This window comes from Pseudomonas sp. CFBP 13719, assembly GCF_014842095.1.
Lineage (GTDB): Bacteria > Pseudomonadota > Gammaproteobacteria > Pseudomonadales > Pseudomonadaceae > Aquipseudomonas.
The window spans coordinates 97,185-113,371 of sequence record NZ_JACYVB010000004.1; the positions used below are offsets into that span (position 1 = coordinate 97,185).

Consider the following 16,187-nt stretch of genomic DNA (forward strand, 5'->3'; position numbering starts at 1 on the left):
CATGGCTGAACGGCACGAATACGTACTTCCCGCGTTGTGCGAGGAGTTGCTCAAGGTCAAGGAGCAACTGGACCTGTTCGTGCGCGGTGGGCGCGAGTACACCCAGGAGTTGAACGGCCTGACGGCATCGTTGCGACAGATCGCAGACGCTTTGGCAGTGCTCGGTTTCGGCCAGCCGCGCAAGGTCATCATCGACCAGTTGGCGGTGATCCAGGGCCTGGTGCAGGGGACGCGCGAGCCCAACGATGCCGTATTGATGGACGTCGCCGGGGCACTGCTCTATGTCGAAGCCACGCTGGCGGGCATGGCAGGACCCAGTGATACGCCGGGGCGCGATGAGCAGCAGACGTCCAGCACCGACCTGGCGCAGATTCGCCAGCTGGTGATGCGCGAAATCCGCTTCGGTCTGCAAGAGGCCAGGGACGTGCTGGCCGACTCCACCGACGGCCGCTGGGACCGGCAACGGCTGCGCACATTGGCGCCGCTGCTCAACCAGCTGCGCGGTGCCTTGGTCATGCTGCCGTTGCCCAGGGCTGCAGCCGTGCTGCACGCCTGCAATCACGCCGTTCAAGCGCGCCTGCTGGACGACTCGACGGCATCGGTACACGTGCCCCTGGAGCAGGTGACGGCTGCGCTCGCGGCGGTCGAGCACTACCTGCAGCGCACCAGCGAAGCACCGCTGCTTGCCCACGAGGACCTGCTGGCGGTGGCAGAGGCTGGTTTGGCAGCGGCTGCGCCACCCGCCGAGCCACCCGCCGAGCTGCACGCCGCGACGGGCCCGGAGCCCGAGCCTGTGGACACCCAATTGCTGGAGATCTTCCACAGCGAGGCCTTGGGCCACCTGAGCGCCCTGGAGCGATTTCTCGCCCTGGACGAGCAGGGCAACGACGTCGCCGTCACCGACGAATTGCAGCGTGCCCTGCATACGCTCAAGGGCAGCGCGCTGGTGGCCGGTGTCACGCCGCTGGCCGAGCTGGCCACGGCCTTCGACGTCATGGCCCGTGAGCTGCGTGCCCACCGGCTGCCGTTCCAGACCCGAACGCTGGGCCTGCTGGGCGATGCCCACTATCTGATGCGGCAGAAGCTGCTGCAATTGCCTGCGCAGCCGCTGACGCCCATTCCCGCTGCCGTCGAGCTGATCCGGCAGGTACAGGAACACACCACCGAGCGCTTGCAGGGCGTGCAGACGCAGGGCGATGCCCGGCAAGTCCAGGCGCCGCAACTGATCGAGCGGTTGCTCGACGAGGGCATGGATATCCTGCTCGATGCCGAGCGCTTGCTGCAGCGCTGGCAAAAGGCGCCGTCCAGCCGCGTGGAGTTGCCGCGGCTGCTCGACCAGCTGACCCTGCTGGGCGAACAGGCGCAACTGACGGACGTGCAGGCGCTCGACGAGCTGTGCGAGGCGCTGCTCGATCTGTATGGCGCGGTCGAAGAAAGCAGCCTGAGTGTCAGCGCGGATTTTTTCCAGCAGGCCGAACAGGCCCAGGAGGCCATGATCGGCATGCTCGATCAATTGGCGGCCGGGCAAGAGGTCAAGGCCCAGCCCACTCACGTGCGTGCCCTGCGGGCACTGCTGCAGGGTGCCCTGGCCCCGCACGCCATGGGTGTGGTACAGCGCGAAGGCGGCGCGGTGATCGATCTTGCCCTGCTTGGCAACGTCGCTGCGGCAGATGCCGACGATCAAGGGTCATTCACCGAGGAATCCATCGAGCAGACCCAGCGGCGCTGGCTGAGCGAACCCGGCTACGAGGGGGCATCTCAGCACTCGTCGCATCCAGGCCCGCTGGAGCCTGGAATCGAGCAGGTGGACGACGCCGACGGTGAATTGCTGGGTATCTTCATCGAAGAGGGATTGGACATCGTCGAGAGCGCAGGCGCGGCACTGGTGCGCTGGCAGGCCGAACCGGGCAACCATCTCGAAGCGGAAAACCTGCTGCGCGACCTGCACACGCTCAAGGGCGGCGCACGGATGGTGGAGATCGGCCCGCTGGGCGACCTGGCCCACGAGCTGGAATCGGTGTACGAACGCATCTCCCAGGGCCAGTTGCAGGCCTCCAGCCAACTGTTTGGCTTGCTGCACAAGGGTCACGACCGCCTGGCCCAGATGCTCGACGCGGTCCGCTCGCGGCAAGCGTTGCCGGCCGCCGGCAAGCTGATTGCCGCGATCGCCGAATTCGCCGCCGGCAGTGAGCCAACCGGGCCCGCCGGGCCAGCTGCTTCGGCCAAGCCCGCCGTTGCCGAACCGGTGGCCGCCGAACGCGGTCCCGTCGATGTGATCAAGGTCGGCGCCGAGCTGCTCGATGAATTGGGCAACCTGGCGGGTGAAACCGCAATCTTTCGCGGACGCATCGAGCAGCAGGTCAATGACGCCCAGGCGGCGCTGCAGGAAATGGAAACCACCATCGAGCGCATGCGCGATCAGCTGCGCCGCCTCGATACCGAAACCCAAGGCCGTATCCTCAGCCGTCAGCAGGTCGATGGTCAGGCTTACGAAGACTTCGACCCACTGGAAATGGACCGTCATTCACACCTGCAGCAGCTGTCGCGGGCCCTGTTCGAGTCGGCCTCGGACCTGCTCGATCTGAAGGAAACCCTGGCCGGCCGCAACCTGGAAGCGCAGACCTTGCTGCAGCAACAGGCGCGCGTCGACAGCCAGTTGCAGGAGGGCTTGATGCGTACGCGCATGGTGCCGTTCGAGCGCCTGCTGCCGCGCCTGCAGCGTGTAGTGCGACAGGTGGCCGAGGCGCTGGGCAAGGAGGTCGAGTTCGAAGTCAGCCAGGCCCAGGGCGAGATGGACCGCAGCGTGCTGGAGCGCATGATCGCGCCGCTCGAACACATGCTGCGCAATGCCGTCGATCATGGCCTGGAGCCGATCGAGCAGCGCCTGGCTGCGGGCAAGCCGGCGGTGGGGCACATTCGTCTGGCCTTGCTGCACCAAGGCGGCGACATCGTCATCGAGATGAGTGACGACGGTGCCGGAGTGCCCCTGGAAGCGGTGCGCGCCAAGGCCATAAAGCGTGGTTTGCTGGATCCGCACAGCGACCTCAGCGACCACGACGTGTTGCAGTTCATCCTCCAGCCAGGTTTCTCCACCGCCACCAAGGTCACGCAGATATCCGGCCGTGGCCTGGGCATGGACGTGGTCCACGAAGAGGTCAAGCAGTTGGGCGGAGCCATGAGTATCGACTCGCGGCCGGGGCAGGGCGCACGGTTCCAGATTCGCCTGCCGTTCACCGTGTCGGTCAACCGTGCCTTGATGGTGCAGTGTGGCGAAGAACAGTATGCGATTCCCCTGAACAGCATCGAGGGGATCGTGCGGGTCATGCCCGGCGAGCTGCACGATGCCTACCAGTCTGCCCCACCGCGCTACGGCTACGCCGGGCGGGTGTATGACCTGCGCTACCTGGGCACCCTGCTGCACGGCCTCGCCGTCCCCTCGCTGACGGCGCAGAGCCAACCGTTGCCCGTGCTGCTGGTGCGCGCGTTCGATCAGCAGGTGGCGGTGCAGGTCGATGCCTTGGCCGGCTCCCGCGAAATCGTGGTGAAGAGCCTGGGAGCCCAGTTCGCGGCCGTGCCGGGCCTGGGCGGCGCGACCATCCTGGGCGATGGCAGCGTGGTGCTGATCCTCGATCTGCTCGCCCAACTGCGGGCCCGTCAGGGTGTGGCCGTGGCCCGCGCCGGTTACCAGCACGGCGCGCAGGTGCGGCGCCTGCAAGTACTGGTGGTCGACGACTCGGTGACCGTGCGCAAGGTCACCAGTCGCATGCTCGAACGTCACGGCATGCAGGTGCTGACGGCCAAGGACGGGGTCGACGCCATGGCCCTGCTGCAGGAACACAGCCCCGATATTCTCCTGCTGGACATCGAGATGCCGCGCATGGACGGTTTCGAGGTCGCCCGGCGCATCCGTCAGCATCCCACGCTCAAGGACCTGCCCATCATCATGATCACTTCACGTACCGGGCAAAAGCATCGCGAGCGGGCGATGGCCATCGGCGTCAACGAATACCTGGGCAAGCCCTATCAGGAGAGCCAGTTGCTGGAATGCATCGAACGCTGGGGCCAGGTCCATGCTTGATCGGGCGATCGGCCGCCGCGACAGCCTCACCGCGCTGGTGCTGCCCCTGGCCGATCGAAGCCTGTTGCTGCCCAACGTGGCGGTGGCCGAGCTGATCGACTATCTGCCCGGTGAACCGGTGCTGGGCGCCGCGCGCTGGCACCTGGGGATGATCGAGTGGCGCAACCTGCGCCTGCCGCTGGTCAGCTTCGAAGCGGCCAGCGGTGGCGAGGCGGTGATCGGCGAGCGCGCCCGTATCGTCGTGCTCAATGCACTGGGTGAAACCTCGACGCGCTTCATTGCCGTATTGATCCAGCACGTGCCTCGCTCGTGCCGGGTCGACAGCCAGCTCAGCTACGTTGACGTGCCGCTCAAGCCGCTGGAAATGGCGGCGGTGCAGGTCGGCGAAACCGTGGCTCGGGTGCCCGACCTCACAGCCCTGGAAAACCTGCTGCACAGCGCGGTGTAGACACATTGTCGCGTAATCGTTGCAGGGCTTTACAGCCGTCGGCCTGACCGGCACTCTGGCCGTTGCCATTGCTGCAGGGACCTCGTAATGCTCGACCACACCTTTCTCGCCTTCGCCTTCTGTGCCGCGCTGCTCAGTGGCAGCCCCGTGCGCGCCGAGGTCCCGGCAGGCTATTCGATGGTCTTGCTGACCGAGAACTTTCCACCCTACAACATGGCCAGCAACGACAAGAACTTCGCCCAGGAAGAGAACATCCGCGGCATCGCAGCGGAGCTTGTGCGTGAAATGTTCCGCCGGGCTGACATCCCCTACAGCATGACCCTGCGGTTTCCCTGGGACCGCATCTACAAGCTGGCCCTGAGCAATGCCGGCTACGGGGTGTTCGTCACCGCGCGCCTGCCCGAGCGCGAACAGGCCTTCAAGTGGGTCGGCCCATTGGGTCCGGATGACTGGATCATGCTCGCCCGTGCGGACAGCCCGATCACCCTGGAAACCCTCGACCAGGCCCGGCCCTACCGGATCGGCGCCTACAAGGGCGATGCCATCGCGCAGAGCCTCGCCGAGCGGGACATGCGCCCGATCGTTGCCCTGCGCGACCAGGACAATGCGCGCAAGTTGCTCGACGGTCAGATCGACCTGTGGGCCACGGGCGACCCGGCTGGTCGCTACCTGGCACGCCTGGAAGGGGTCAATGGGCTCAAGACCGTGCTGCGTTTCAACAGTGCCGAGCTGTTTCTGGCGCTGAACAAGGACACGCCGCAGGCGGTAGTCGACCGTTTGCAACGGGCCCTCGATGAGATGCGCCGCGACGGTTTCGTCGACCGGGTATTCGCCGACTATCTATGAGGCACGGCACTCGACGAGACACGGCACTGGCGAATCAGTGGTAGATCCCGCCCTTGCCATGGGCAGCCGTGGCGCGGTTGCCACGCTCGCCGATCATCTGCCGGACCGGTATCCACTCCACCCCCCTGGCTTTCAAGCGCGGTAGTTCGCGCTCCAGCACTTCCAGGGTCTGTGGATAGGGATGGCCGATAATCACCACCGTGCCCTGCTTGTGCGCCAGGGCTATGGCCTTTTCCAGCTGGCCGGCGATGGCCTCGACGGTACGCGTGTCATCCAGGAAGACATCCCGCGAGAGGCTGGCCAGGCCGATGCCCTGAGCTTTGGCAGCGGCCACGGTGGCGGCGCTGGTGCGGCTGTCGACGAAGAACATGCCGTGCTGCTGCAGCTCGTTCATCAGCAGGGCCATGGCCTCGGGCTGCGAGGTCATGCGGCTGCCCTCGTGGTTGTTCAGGCCGGCGGCATACGGTACGGCGCGCAGAGCGGCCTGCAGGCGGGCGAGTAGTTCACTGGCGGGCATGTCGGGCCGCCAGGCGAACGGGCCGGTCGCAGGATCCATGGGCATGTGCACCATCACGGTCTTGCCGGCCTTGTGCGCCTGACGGGCGAAGTCCGCAGCGTATGGGGTGTCGGGCATGATTGCCAGCGTGACCGGGCCGGGCAGAGCCAGGGTGCGACTGTCGCGAGCCGGGGACTGCCCCAGGTCATCGATGATCAGGCTCAGGTACGCCGGCCCGGCGAAGGCCGGCCCGGCAGTCAGCAACAGCACGGCCAGCAACAGGATGCGGCGCATGTCAGTTGCCGCGCGTCACGCTCAGGCCCTTGAGCAGGCTGAGCGCCTGGCTGATCTGGAAGTCGTCGTCCTGTGGCCGGGCCTTGCGGGCGCCGATCACCGGCTTGCCCGAAGGTCGATCGGCGCCGCCGTTGCCGTTGCCCAGGTGACCCTGCAGGTCGGCTTCCTTGAAGCTTTCGGTGTCGGCATCGCGGGTGACCTTGCCCTGACGTACCTCGACATCCGGGATGATCCCCTGGGCCTGGATCGAGCGGCCGTTGGGCGTGTAGTACAAGGCCGTGGTGATTTTCAGGGCGCGATCATTGTTGAGCGGCAGCACGGTCTGCACCGAGCCCTTGCCGAAGCTGTCGGTGCCCATGAGGATGCCGCGCTTCTGGTCCTGCAGTGCACCGGCGACGATTTCCGCCGCCGAGGCGCTGCCGCCGTTGATCAGTACCACCAGAGGCACCCGTTCGCTGGCATCGGCAGGGTCTGCCGAGAAGCGCAGTTCCGAGTTGGCGATGCGGCCCTTGGTGTACACGATCAGGCCCTTGGTCAGGAAGTGATCGGCCACTTCCACGGCGCTTTGCAGCACGCCGCCGGGGTTGTTGCGCAGGTCCAGAATCAGGCCCTTGAGCTTGCCGTTGTTGTCCTTGCGCAGTTTCGCCAACGCCTTGCCGACTTCTTCGCCGGTTTTCACCTGGAACTGGGTGATGCGTAGGTAGCCATAACCGTTTTCCAGCAACTGCGCCTTGACGCTCTTGACCTGGATGGTGGCGCGCGCCAGGGTCACGTCGAACGGCGTACCGCCGTCACGTACCAGGGTCAGGGTGATCTTCTCGCCGAGCTTGCCGCGCATCAGGTCGACGGCTTCGGTCATGCTCAGGCCTTGGGTGGGCTGGTTGTTGATCTTGACGATCAGATCGCCGGCTTCGATGCCGGCCTTGGAGGCCGGCGTGTCGTCGATAGGCGAAACCACCTTGATCATGCCGTTCTCGCTGCCCACCTCGATGCCCAGGCCGCCGAACTCGCCACTGGTGCTTTCCTGCAGCTCCTGGAAGTCCTCGGGGCCCAGGTAGGCGGAGTGGGGGTCGAGGTTGCTGAGCATGCCCTTGATGGCATTCTCCAGCAGGGTCTTGTCATCCACCGGCTCGACATAGGCCGCCTTGATGCGGTCCATCACCTCGGCGAAGGTCCGCAGCTCGTCCAGCGGCAACGGTGCGGCGGCTGGAACCGTGCCGACCGACCGGGCGGGCTGGGGTGCCAGATCGGCAGCGACCACTGCCGGGGCAGCACAGGCCACGGCGATCGTCAGGGCCAGCGAGGTAAGGCGGGACAGATGCGGCATGTCTAACAGACTCCTGATACGGGTTCGCGCCTTTGAGGGCTGCTTTTGAACGACTGCGCCAGTCAACCTCGACACCATTGCGAGGGGTCGGTCGGCTTGCCTTGCTGGCGTATTGCAAAATACAGCGCTGGCGTGCTTTGCCCGCCGCTGGTACCTACGGTGGCGATGGCATCACCGGGCTTGACCACGTCACCGGCCGATTTGAGCAGGGTCTGGTTGTGCCCGTACAGGGTGAGGTAGCCATTGCCATGGTCGAGAATGACCAGAAGCCCGGCGCCGCGCAACCAGTCGGCGAACACCACGCGGCCACCGTGCACCGCATGCACCTGGCTGCCGGCCGATGCGCTGATCATGACCCCGTCCCATTTGGTGCGGACATCGTCGCCGCGGGTTTCCCCGAAACGTGCCAACAGTCGACCATCGACAGGCCATGGAAGTTTTCCCCGCGCCGAAGCAAATGCACCACCGAAGCTTTCGCCGCTGCTCGACACCAGCGGGCCACTCGGTGCGCGAGGGGCCTGTGGTGCGGGTGCTGGCGCTTCTCGGGTGGCGGCCGCCTGCGCTTCGCGCTGGCGACGGTTTTCAGCCTCCTGGGCGGCCAGCAGGGCCTTCTGCCGCGCTTCCTCGGCTTCGCGAGCCTGGCGTGCCAGGGTTTCCTCGATGGTCTTGAGCACCTTGGCCAGGTCTTCCTGGTCCTGCTGACGCGTCTGCAGCTTCTGGTCGCCTTGCTTGTACTGATCGTTGAGCTTGGCCAGGGCGACCTGACGTTCCTTGCGCACCTTGTCGAGGTCTTCGCGCTGGCTGTCCAGATTGCCTTGCTGCACCAGCAACTGCGCCTGCTGCAGATTGATGTCCTTTTCCACACCCGCCAGCTTGTGCAGGGTCTGGTTGAAGTTCTTCAGCTGTTCCAGGCGCGCCTGGCTCAGATAATCGTAATAAGTCAGGGTGCGGGCGAACTTCTCCGGATTCTGCTGATTGAGCAGCAGTTTCAGGTATTCCTGGCGCCCGCTCTGATAGGCCGCGCGGGCCTGGATGGCAATGAGACGTTGCTGTTCGACCCGGGCGGCCTGGAGCTTGGCTTTCTCGCCTTGCAGACGCTCCAGTTCGCCCTCAGTCTTTTTTAGTTCTTTCTGCAGGGCCTCCACCTGCTTTTCCAGCTTGCCCATCTCGGTTTCGGTGGTGCGCAGCTCTTTCTGCACCCCGGAGCGTTCCGCCTGCAACTTGCCAAGGGTTTTCTGCAGCTCGGCGATGTCCTTGCGGGTGGCGTCGATCTGCTGCTGGGTTTGCGCGCGCTCGTCGGCGAAGGCCGGGCCGAGCAGGCATGTCAGGGTCAGGAACATCAGGGCGCGGAGCATGGGTCAGCCTTGTACCAGGATCGAGGTGCCGGTCATCTCTTCGGGCTTGGGCAGGCCCATGAGCCAGAGCATGGTGGGCGCCACGTCGGCCAACACGCCGCCGGCGCGTACCTTGACGTCACGCTGGCCGACGTAGATGAACGGCACCGGCTCGGTGGTGTGCGCGGTATGCGCCTGGCCGGTGCAGACGTCTTCCATCTGCTCGCAGTTGCCGTGGTCGGCGGTGATCAACGCTTCGCCGCCGACCTTGTCGAGTGCCGCAGCGATGCGACCCACGCACGTGTCCAGGCACTCGACCGCCTTGATGGCTGCGGCCATGATGCCGCTGTGGCCGACCATGTCGCCGTTGGCGTAGTTGACCACGATGACGTCATAGCGCTGCTGCTCGATGGCTTCGACGATGCGGTCGGTCACTTCCGGCGCGCTCATCTCGGGCTGCAGGTCGTAGGTCGCCACCTTGGGCGAGGGCACCAGAATGCGCTCTTCGCCGGGGAACTCTTCTTCACGGCCACCGGAGAAGAAGAACGTCACGTGGGCGTACTTTTCGGTTTCGGCGATGCGCAGCTGGGTCTTGCCGTTCTTGGCCAGGTATTCGCCCAGCACGTTGGTCAGGCCGGTGGCAGCAAAGGCCGCCGGTGCGGGGATCTTTGCCGAATACTGGGTCAGGCCCACGTAGCCGGCCAGTTTGGGCTGGCGATTGCGCGGGAAATCGTGGAAATCGTCTTCGACGAATACGCGGCTGAGCTCGCGCGCACGGTCGGCGCGGAAATTCATGAAGATCATGGCATCGCCATCTTCGACGCGAACCGGCTCGCCGACCGTGGTGGCCTTGACGAATTCGTCGCTCTCGCCGCGCTCGTAGGCGGCCTGCAGGCCTTGCACGGCAGTGGCCGCGTGGAATTCGGAGGCAGCATCGACGATCAGGTTGTAGGCCGCGCTGACGCGCTCCCAGCGGTTGTCGCGATCCATGGCGAAGTAGCGGCCGATCAGGCTGGCGGTGCGCCCACGGCCCAGGCGGGCGAACGTGGCATCCATCAGTTCCAGCGAGGCCTGGGCGCTCTTGGGCGGGGTGTCGCGGCCGTCGAGGAAGGCGTGCAGGTAGATCTTCTGCGCTCCGCGCCCGGCGGCCAGTTCGGCCATGGCCACCAGGTGATCCTGGTGGCTGTGCACGCCACCGTCCGACAGCAGGCCCATGAAGTGCACCGCCTTGCCGGCGGCCACGGCCTTGTCCACGGCTGCACAGATAGTGGGGTTGGTGAAGAACTCGCCGTCGCGGATGGCCTTGGTCACGCGAGTGAAATCCTGGTACACCACACGCCCGGCTCCCAGGTTCATGTGGCCGACTTCCGAATTGCCCATTTGCCCGTCGGGCAGCCCGACATCCATGCCCGACCCCGAGATCAAGCCATTGGGCTGGCGTGCCATGAGGGCATCGAGCACCGGCTTGCGAGCCGAATAGACCGCGTTGTACTCGTGGTTTTCACTGTGACCGAAACCATCGAGGATGATCAGGACCAAGGGTTTGGGCGTGGCTGTCATGGATCCCACTCGCTATGTCAGAAGAGCATTCAGGAGAAGCCCGGCATTTTAGGGCATTGCGGGCCTGCGTGACGAATCATGGCGGTTTATTTCACCGCGGGTGCAAGAACAACAAGCACAGACCCGCAATCAGGCCGAGCGGTTCCGTCCGGCGGGCTTTGGCCGGACTTGGCGGCTGTGTATACTGGCCGACATTTTAACGCCCTGGAACCCGCTGATGGTCGCTCACCTGATTGAATTCGCCACAAATCACTATCTGCTCGTGACCGCGTTCGTGGTCCTGCTGGTCATGCTGATCATGCTGGAAATGAGCAAGGGCGCCAAAAGCCTCAGCCCCCGCGAGCTGACTGCGCTGGTCAACAGCGACCAAGGCGTGGTCGTGGATATCCGCAACAAGAAGGACTACGCCGCGGGCCACATCGTCGGCGCGCTGAGCATTCCTCAAGACAAGCTGGCCAGCCGCGTCGGCGAGCTGGAAAAATACAAGGGCAAGACCCTGATCGTGGTCGATGCCATCGGCCAGCACGCCGGCACTGCCTGCGCCGAGCTGGTCAAGGCAGGCCACACCGCCGCCAAGCTGGCCGGTGGCGTCTCGAGCTGGCGTGCCGACAACCTGCCTGTGGTGAAGTGACATGAAGCCGATCCTCGTCTACTCCAGCGACTATTGCCCGTATTGCTCGCGCGCCAAGTACCTGCTGGAAAGCAAGAAGGCGCCGTTCACCGAGATCAAGGTCGACGGCAAGCCCGAGCTGCGCCGCGAGATGGCGGCCAAGGCTGGCCGTACGTCGGTGCCCCAGATCTGGATCGGCGAGCTGCACGTCGGCGGCTGCGACGACCTGTTCGCCCTCGAGCGTGCCGGCAAGCTGGACGCGTTGCTGGGGGCCTGATCGGTCCCCTTACCCCCACACCTCTTAAGATCACAAGGATCTGCGATGACCGACCAAGCGAACAATGGCGCTGCTGCTGCCGAAAACGAACCGCAGTTCTCGCTGCAGCGTATCTACGTGCGTGACCTGTCGTTCGAGGCGCCGAAAAGCCCGGCGATCTTCCGCCAGCAGTGGGAACCCAGCGTTTCCCTGGACCTGAACACCCGCCAGAAAGGCCTGGAAGGGGACTTTCACGAGGTCGTGCTGACCCTGTCGGTCACGGTCAAGAACGGCGAAGAAGTCGCGTTCATCGCCGAAGTGCAACAGGCCGGTATCTTCCTGATCAAGGGTCTGGACGAGGGCTCGATGAGCCACACCCTGGGTGCGTTCTGCCCCAACATCCTGTTCCCGTATGCCCGCGAGACCCTGGACAGCCTGGTAACCCGTGGCTCGTTCCCAGCGCTGATGCTGGCTCCGGTGAACTTCGACATGCTCTATGCCCAGGAACTGCAGCGCATGCAGGAATCGGGCGAAGCGCCTACGCCTCAGTAAGCGCTGGCTTGCAGTGAACAAAAAGCGCCTTTCGGGGCGCTTTTTTTGTGGGAGCGTGTGCCCCTTTCGTGGGCAGAGGGCTCTCAAGCCTTACTCAAACCCCAGCTGCCGCCAAGCCTCATACACCGCCACTGCCACCGTATTGGACAGATTCAAACTGCGGCACCCCTCGCGCATCGGCAGGCGCAACTTGTGCTGGCTGTCCAGCGCGTCCAGCACCTCGGCCGGCAGCCCACGGCTTTCCGGACCGAACAGGAACGCATCGCCCTTCTGGAAGCTGGCATCATGAAAAGGTCGCGAGCCCTTCGTGGTGAACGCGAACACCCGTGGTTGACCCAGGCTTTCCAGGCAACTGGCCAGGTCGGCATGGCGCTGCAGAGTGGCATATTCGTGGTAATCCAGGCCGGCCCGACGCAAGCGCTTGTCGTCAAGCTCGAAGCCGATCGGCTCTATCAGGTGCAAGGCGCAACCGCTGTTGGCGCACAGCCTGATAATGTTGCCTGTATTGGGCGGTATCTCTGGTTGAAAAAGGATCACGTGAAACATGCGCGGCACCGAACTGAAGGACGGGCAGCATTCTACTCCTGATCCGAGCGAGCGTTCGCAACTGTGGCCACGGGTTTTGGGCTCGCTGGCGATCATTGGCTTGCTGGTCGGACTGATGATCGGCCGCCTGACCAACCCCGAGCCTGCTCGCCTGGATAATATCGAAGTGCACCGCGACCAGTTGGTGCTGTGGTTCAACGATGAGCCGCGGGTGCATGGCGAGGTGGTGGAAGGAACGGTGGCGATGCTGTTCGACGCCACGGGTGCGCCGGCCAGCGGGCGGTTGCTGGTGGACGGCAAGCCGGTGACCTGGCGCATTCAGCGCAGTGATGAGGGGTTGTTGTTGACGGTGGTGGCGGCGCGCCCTCTGCGGATGCAATGGCGCGGGGTACTGCTCGAAGGACGTTGGCAAACTACCATCGAGTTGCACGAGCAATAAAAGAGGGGACCCCGGCCTGCCTGTACCGGAGCCCCCCAAGCGGGAGTGAAATACCTGGCGCAGTGCCAGGTGTCTCGATGTAAAGAAGGGGAGTCCCGGCCTGCCTGTACCAAGGTCCCCAAAACAGTTATGCGGTATTCCAGCCTTGGCTGGAGTCGCGGTGTAAAGAGGGAATCCCCGGCCTGCCTGTACCAAGGTTCCCGAAACTGGGTAATGGTTAGTACATTGCAGCGCGCGTGCCAGTTTTGTTGCAGAAGCTTTCTGAACACCCGAAATGTTTCGTCGTACTTTCTATATTGTTGAAATATAAGGAAAAATAATTTTGATCGATAACGGTCTTTTAGCTCATTGAAACGAACGAGGTTTTATCCGAGCGATCAGCAATGTCCGACAGCGCATCGCGCAGGTGCACCGAACAAGGCGAATGCACAAAAGCGGAGAGTTTCTTCAAACCTCCTGTAGCAGCGGCGCAAGCCGCGTCGGCGGTATGTGCGGTGCATCTGACCCACCGCGGTGAGGCCGGACGCGGCTTGCGCCGCTGCTACAGGGATCGCGTATGCCGTGGGGGTGTGTGCTGGGTCTCTGACGTACCCCTGTAGCAGCGGCGCAAGCCGCGTCGGCGGTATGTGCGGTGCATCTGACCCACCGCGGTGAGGCCGGACGCGGCTTGCGCCGCTGCTACAGAGATCGCGTATGCCCGTGGCGGTGTGCGGGGCGTCAGGCTTCTTCGACTTCGTCCTCGTCGGCACCGTCGACCTTCATGCCCAGCTCCTTGATCTTGCGCGTAAGGGTGTTGCGACCCCACCCCAGCAGCACGGCCGCATCACGACGTCGTCCGGCGGTATGCTTCAGGGCAGTCTCGATCATGATCCGCTCGAAGCTGGGCACGGCGCTGTCGAGCAGGCTCGATTGCCCGCGTGCCAGCGCCTGGTCGGCCCATTGGCGCAACGCCTGCTCCCAGTTGGTCACCGGCGCGGCGTCCTGCGGCAGGCTCAGCAGCTCCGGCGGCAGGTCGCCGGTGTGCACTTCGCGACCCGAGGCCATCACCGTGATCCAGCGGCAGGTGTTCTCCAGCTGACGCACGTTGCCAGGCCACGGCAGGTTCTTCAGGTATTCCTCGGTCTCGCTCTTGAGCAACTTGGGCTCGACCGCCAGTTCCTGGGCAGCGCGGCTGAGAAAATGTCGCGCCAGGGTCGGGATGTCTTCGCGACGGTCCGACAGGCGTGGGATGTGGATACGGATCACGTTGAGGCGATGGAACAGGTCTTCGCGAAACTTGCCGGCGTGCACCAGGGTTTCCAGATTCTGGTGGGTGGCGGCAATGATGCGCACGTCGACCTTGACCGGTATGTGCCCACCGACGCGGTAGAACTCGCCATCGGCCAGCACACGCAGCAGGCGCGTCTGGGTATCGGCCGGCATGTCGCCGATTTCGTCGAGGAACAGCGTGCCGCCGTCGGCCTGTTCGAAGCGGCCTCGGCGCAGGTTGGCGGCGCCGGTGAAGGCGCCTTTTTCATGGCCGAACAGCTCCGACTCCATCAGGTCCTTGGGAATCGCCGCCATGTTCAGCGCAATGAACGGCGACGCGGCCCGTGGGCTGTGCCGATGCAGGGCATGGGCGACCAGTTCCTTGCCGGTGCCCGACTCGCCATTGATCAGTACGGTGATATTGGAATGGCTGAGGCGGCCGATGGCGCGGAAGACTTCCTGCATGGCCGGTGCTTCGCCGATGATCTCGGGTGTGCGGGTCAATGCCGGGACTTCGGTCAGGCCCTGCTGCTCCTGGGCGTGCTGGTTGGCACGCTTGACCAGCGACACTGCCTCGTCGACGTCGAACGGCTTGGGCAGGTACTCGAACGCGCCGCCCTGGTAGGAAGCGACCGCGCTGTCCAGGTCCGAGTGCGCGGTCATGATGATCACCGGCAGGCGTGGATGCTGTTCGCGAATGCGCGCCAGCAGGTCCAGGCCACTGGCACCGGGCATGCGGATGTCGGAGATGATCACGTCGGGCTGCTGGCGCGCCAGTCGGCTCATGACGCCATCGGCGCTGTCGAAGCTCTGGGTGGTCATGCCTTCTTGCTGCAGGGCCTTTTCCAGTACCCAGCGGATGGAACGGTCGTCATCGACGATCCAGACAGTTTCACTACGGCTCATGACGAAGCGGCTCCTTGTTCCAGCGGCAGGAAGATCGAAAACGTGGTGTGGCCGGGGTGGCTTTCACACTCGATCAGGCCCTGGTGCTGACTGATGATGTTCTGGGTAATGGCCAACCCCAGGCCGGTGCCGTCGGGACGGCCACTGACCATGGGGTAGAAGATGGTTTCCTGCAGTTGGGCAGGAATGCCCGGGCCGTTGTCGGTAATCTCGATCTTGCTGACCAGGCGATGGCGCACATGGCCGATGGTGAACTGGCGCATGGCGCGGGTGCGCAGGCTGATGCGTCCCAGGCGCAGTTCGTTCTGGCCGCTGATCGCCTGCATGGCATTGCGCACGATGTTGAGCACCGCCTGAATCATCTGCTCGCGGTCGATCAACACATCCGGGATGCTTGGGTCGTAGTCGCGCACCAGAGTGATGCAACCCTGGCTTTCGGCCTCGACCAGGTTGGCCACGCGCTCCAGCACCTCGTGGATATTGGTCATGGCCAGTAGAGGCAGCTTGTTCGAACCCAGCATGCGGTCGACCAGATTTCGCAGCCGGTCGGCTTCCTCGATGATGACGTTGGTGTAGTCCTTGAGGCTTTCCTCGGGCAGCTCGCGCGCCAGCAATTGAGCCGCGCCACGGATGCCACCCAGCGGATTCTTGATCTCGTGGGCCAGGCCGCGCACCAGCATCTTGGTGGTCTCCTGCTTGGACAGCTGAGCCTCTTCCTTGGTGATGCGCAGCAGACGGTCACGCGGATGCACTTCGAGCAGCAGCCAGGTCGCGCCGTTGCTCAGGATCGGTGTGACCGCATAGTCGACCGTCAGCGTCTGCCCGGCCAGCGCGGTCAGCATCGCTTCGCGCTTGGTGAAGGGGTGAGCCTGTTCGACGGCCTGGCGCAGCGAGTTGAGTGCTTCGGTGGATTCGGTGAACAGCTCGCTGATGAACTGACCATGGCTGCGTTGGCCACTGATCGCCAGCAGCATTTCGGCTGCGGGGTTCATGTACTCAAGACGCAGGTCGGCATTGAGCAGAATGGTGGCAGTGGTGAGGTTGTCGAGTAACAGTCGGTGCAGGGCATCGCTGATGGTCATGGGGACAGGTGACCTCTTTTGGCACAGGGCGCCCGTGGCAACGCCCGGGTTCGCGCGCGAAACTAACTCGCTGGTGCAGGGAAAATGCAAGAACCAAACCAAGGCTCCGAAAAGAAGCGCGGATCCTGCAAATGGGTACCATTAGTGCCGCGCTACACGGGATGT

At 64.3% G+C, this 16,187-nt stretch carries 14 protein-coding genes; 7 read left to right on the top strand and 7 right to left on the bottom strand.

The window, feature by feature from the left end; genetic code table 11:
* Position 1: 1 nt before the first annotated feature.
* From IFT57_RS15105 to IFT57_RS15115, 3 genes are all read left to right on the top strand, one after another.
* Positions 2-4,078, top strand: a complete 4,077-nt coding sequence (locus tag IFT57_RS15105) for a hybrid sensor histidine kinase/response regulator (protein ID WP_192151925.1) — start codon at positions 2-4, stop codon at positions 4,076-4,078.
* Positions 4,071-4,526, top strand: a complete 456-nt coding sequence (locus tag IFT57_RS15110; protein ID WP_122714520.1) for a chemotaxis protein CheW — start codon at positions 4,071-4,073, stop codon at positions 4,524-4,526. The genes IFT57_RS15105 and IFT57_RS15110 overlap by 8 nt, the downstream gene beginning before the upstream one ends.
* 87 nt (positions 4,527-4,613) lie before the next feature.
* The gene (locus IFT57_RS15115; RefSeq protein ID WP_192151926.1) at positions 4,614-5,372 is read left to right on the top strand and encodes a substrate-binding periplasmic protein; all 759 of its coding nucleotides are present in this window, start codon (positions 4,614-4,616) and stop codon (positions 5,370-5,372) included.
* Positions 5,373-5,406: 34 nt separating this feature from the next.
* Here IFT57_RS15115 and IFT57_RS15120 read toward each other — a convergent pair whose 3' ends face one another.
* The 4 genes from IFT57_RS15120 to gpmI form a co-directional block, all read right to left on the bottom strand.
* On the bottom strand, positions 5,407-6,162 hold the full coding sequence (locus IFT57_RS15120) for a divergent polysaccharide deacetylase family protein (RefSeq protein WP_192151927.1): 756 nt from the start codon (positions 6,160-6,162) through the stop codon (positions 5,407-5,409).
* Between the two features lies 1 nt (position 6,163).
* On the bottom strand, positions 6,164-7,489 hold the full coding sequence (locus IFT57_RS15125) for a S41 family peptidase (RefSeq protein ID WP_192151928.1): 1,326 nt from the start codon (positions 7,487-7,489) through the stop codon (positions 6,164-6,166).
* Positions 7,490-7,551: 62 nt separating this feature from the next.
* Positions 7,552-8,844: a murein hydrolase activator EnvC family protein gene (locus IFT57_RS15130; RefSeq protein WP_192102831.1), complete on the bottom strand. Its 1,293-nt coding sequence runs from the start codon at positions 8,842-8,844 to the stop codon at positions 7,552-7,554.
* 3 nt (positions 8,845-8,847) lie between these two features.
* On the bottom strand, positions 8,848-10,383 hold the full coding sequence (gpmI, locus tag IFT57_RS15135) for a 2,3-bisphosphoglycerate-independent phosphoglycerate mutase (protein ID WP_122480490.1): 1,536 nt from the start codon (positions 10,381-10,383) through the stop codon (positions 8,848-8,850).
* A 217-nt stretch (positions 10,384-10,600) separates the two neighbouring features.
* On the opposite strand from gpmI, the gene IFT57_RS15140 reads away from it, so the two are divergent.
* From IFT57_RS15140 to secB, 3 genes are read left to right on the top strand one after another with little or no spacing between them, the layout of a single operon-like run.
* Entirely contained in the window at positions 10,601-11,014 is a 414-nt protein-coding gene (locus tag IFT57_RS15140; RefSeq protein WP_122480489.1) for a rhodanese-like domain-containing protein, read from the top strand.
* 1 nt (position 11,015) lies between these two features.
* Positions 11,016-11,270: a glutaredoxin 3 gene (gene grxC / locus IFT57_RS15145; RefSeq protein ID WP_122480488.1), complete on the top strand. Its 255-nt coding sequence runs from the start codon at positions 11,016-11,018 to the stop codon at positions 11,268-11,270.
* Positions 11,271-11,315: 45 nt separating this feature from the next.
* A complete protein-coding gene (secB, locus tag IFT57_RS15150) occupies positions 11,316-11,801 on the top strand; it encodes a protein-export chaperone SecB (RefSeq protein WP_122714527.1) in 486 nt (161 codons plus the stop codon).
* Between the two features lie 90 nt (positions 11,802-11,891).
* Here secB and trmL read toward each other — a convergent pair whose 3' ends face one another.
* Positions 11,892-12,347, bottom strand: coding sequence for a tRNA (uridine(34)/cytosine(34)/5-carboxymethylaminomethyluridine(34)-2'-O)-methyltransferase TrmL (gene trmL / locus IFT57_RS15155; protein WP_122480486.1), 456 nt, complete (start codon positions 12,345-12,347; stop codon positions 11,892-11,894).
* Here trmL and IFT57_RS15160 point away from each other — a divergent pair.
* Positions 12,346-12,786 carry a hypothetical protein gene (locus IFT57_RS15160; protein WP_192151929.1) on the top strand — a complete coding sequence of 147 codons (441 nt, stop codon included), beginning with the start codon at positions 12,346-12,348 and terminating at the stop codon, positions 12,784-12,786. The genes trmL and IFT57_RS15160 overlap by 2 nt on opposite strands.
* Positions 12,787-13,503: 717 nt before the next feature.
* Here the strand turns inward: IFT57_RS15160 and ntrC are convergent.
* Positions 13,504-14,940 carry a nitrogen regulation protein NR(I) gene (ntrC, locus tag IFT57_RS15165; protein WP_043191454.1) on the bottom strand — a complete coding sequence of 479 codons (1,437 nt, stop codon included), beginning with the start codon at positions 14,938-14,940 and terminating at the stop codon, positions 13,504-13,506.
* On the bottom strand, positions 14,937-16,022 hold the full coding sequence (gene glnL, locus IFT57_RS15170; protein ID WP_122480483.1) for a nitrogen regulation protein NR(II): 1,086 nt from the start codon (positions 16,020-16,022) through the stop codon (positions 14,937-14,939). Before glnL ends, ntrC begins: the two co-directional genes overlap by 4 nt.
* Positions 16,023-16,187 lie beyond the last annotated feature (165 nt).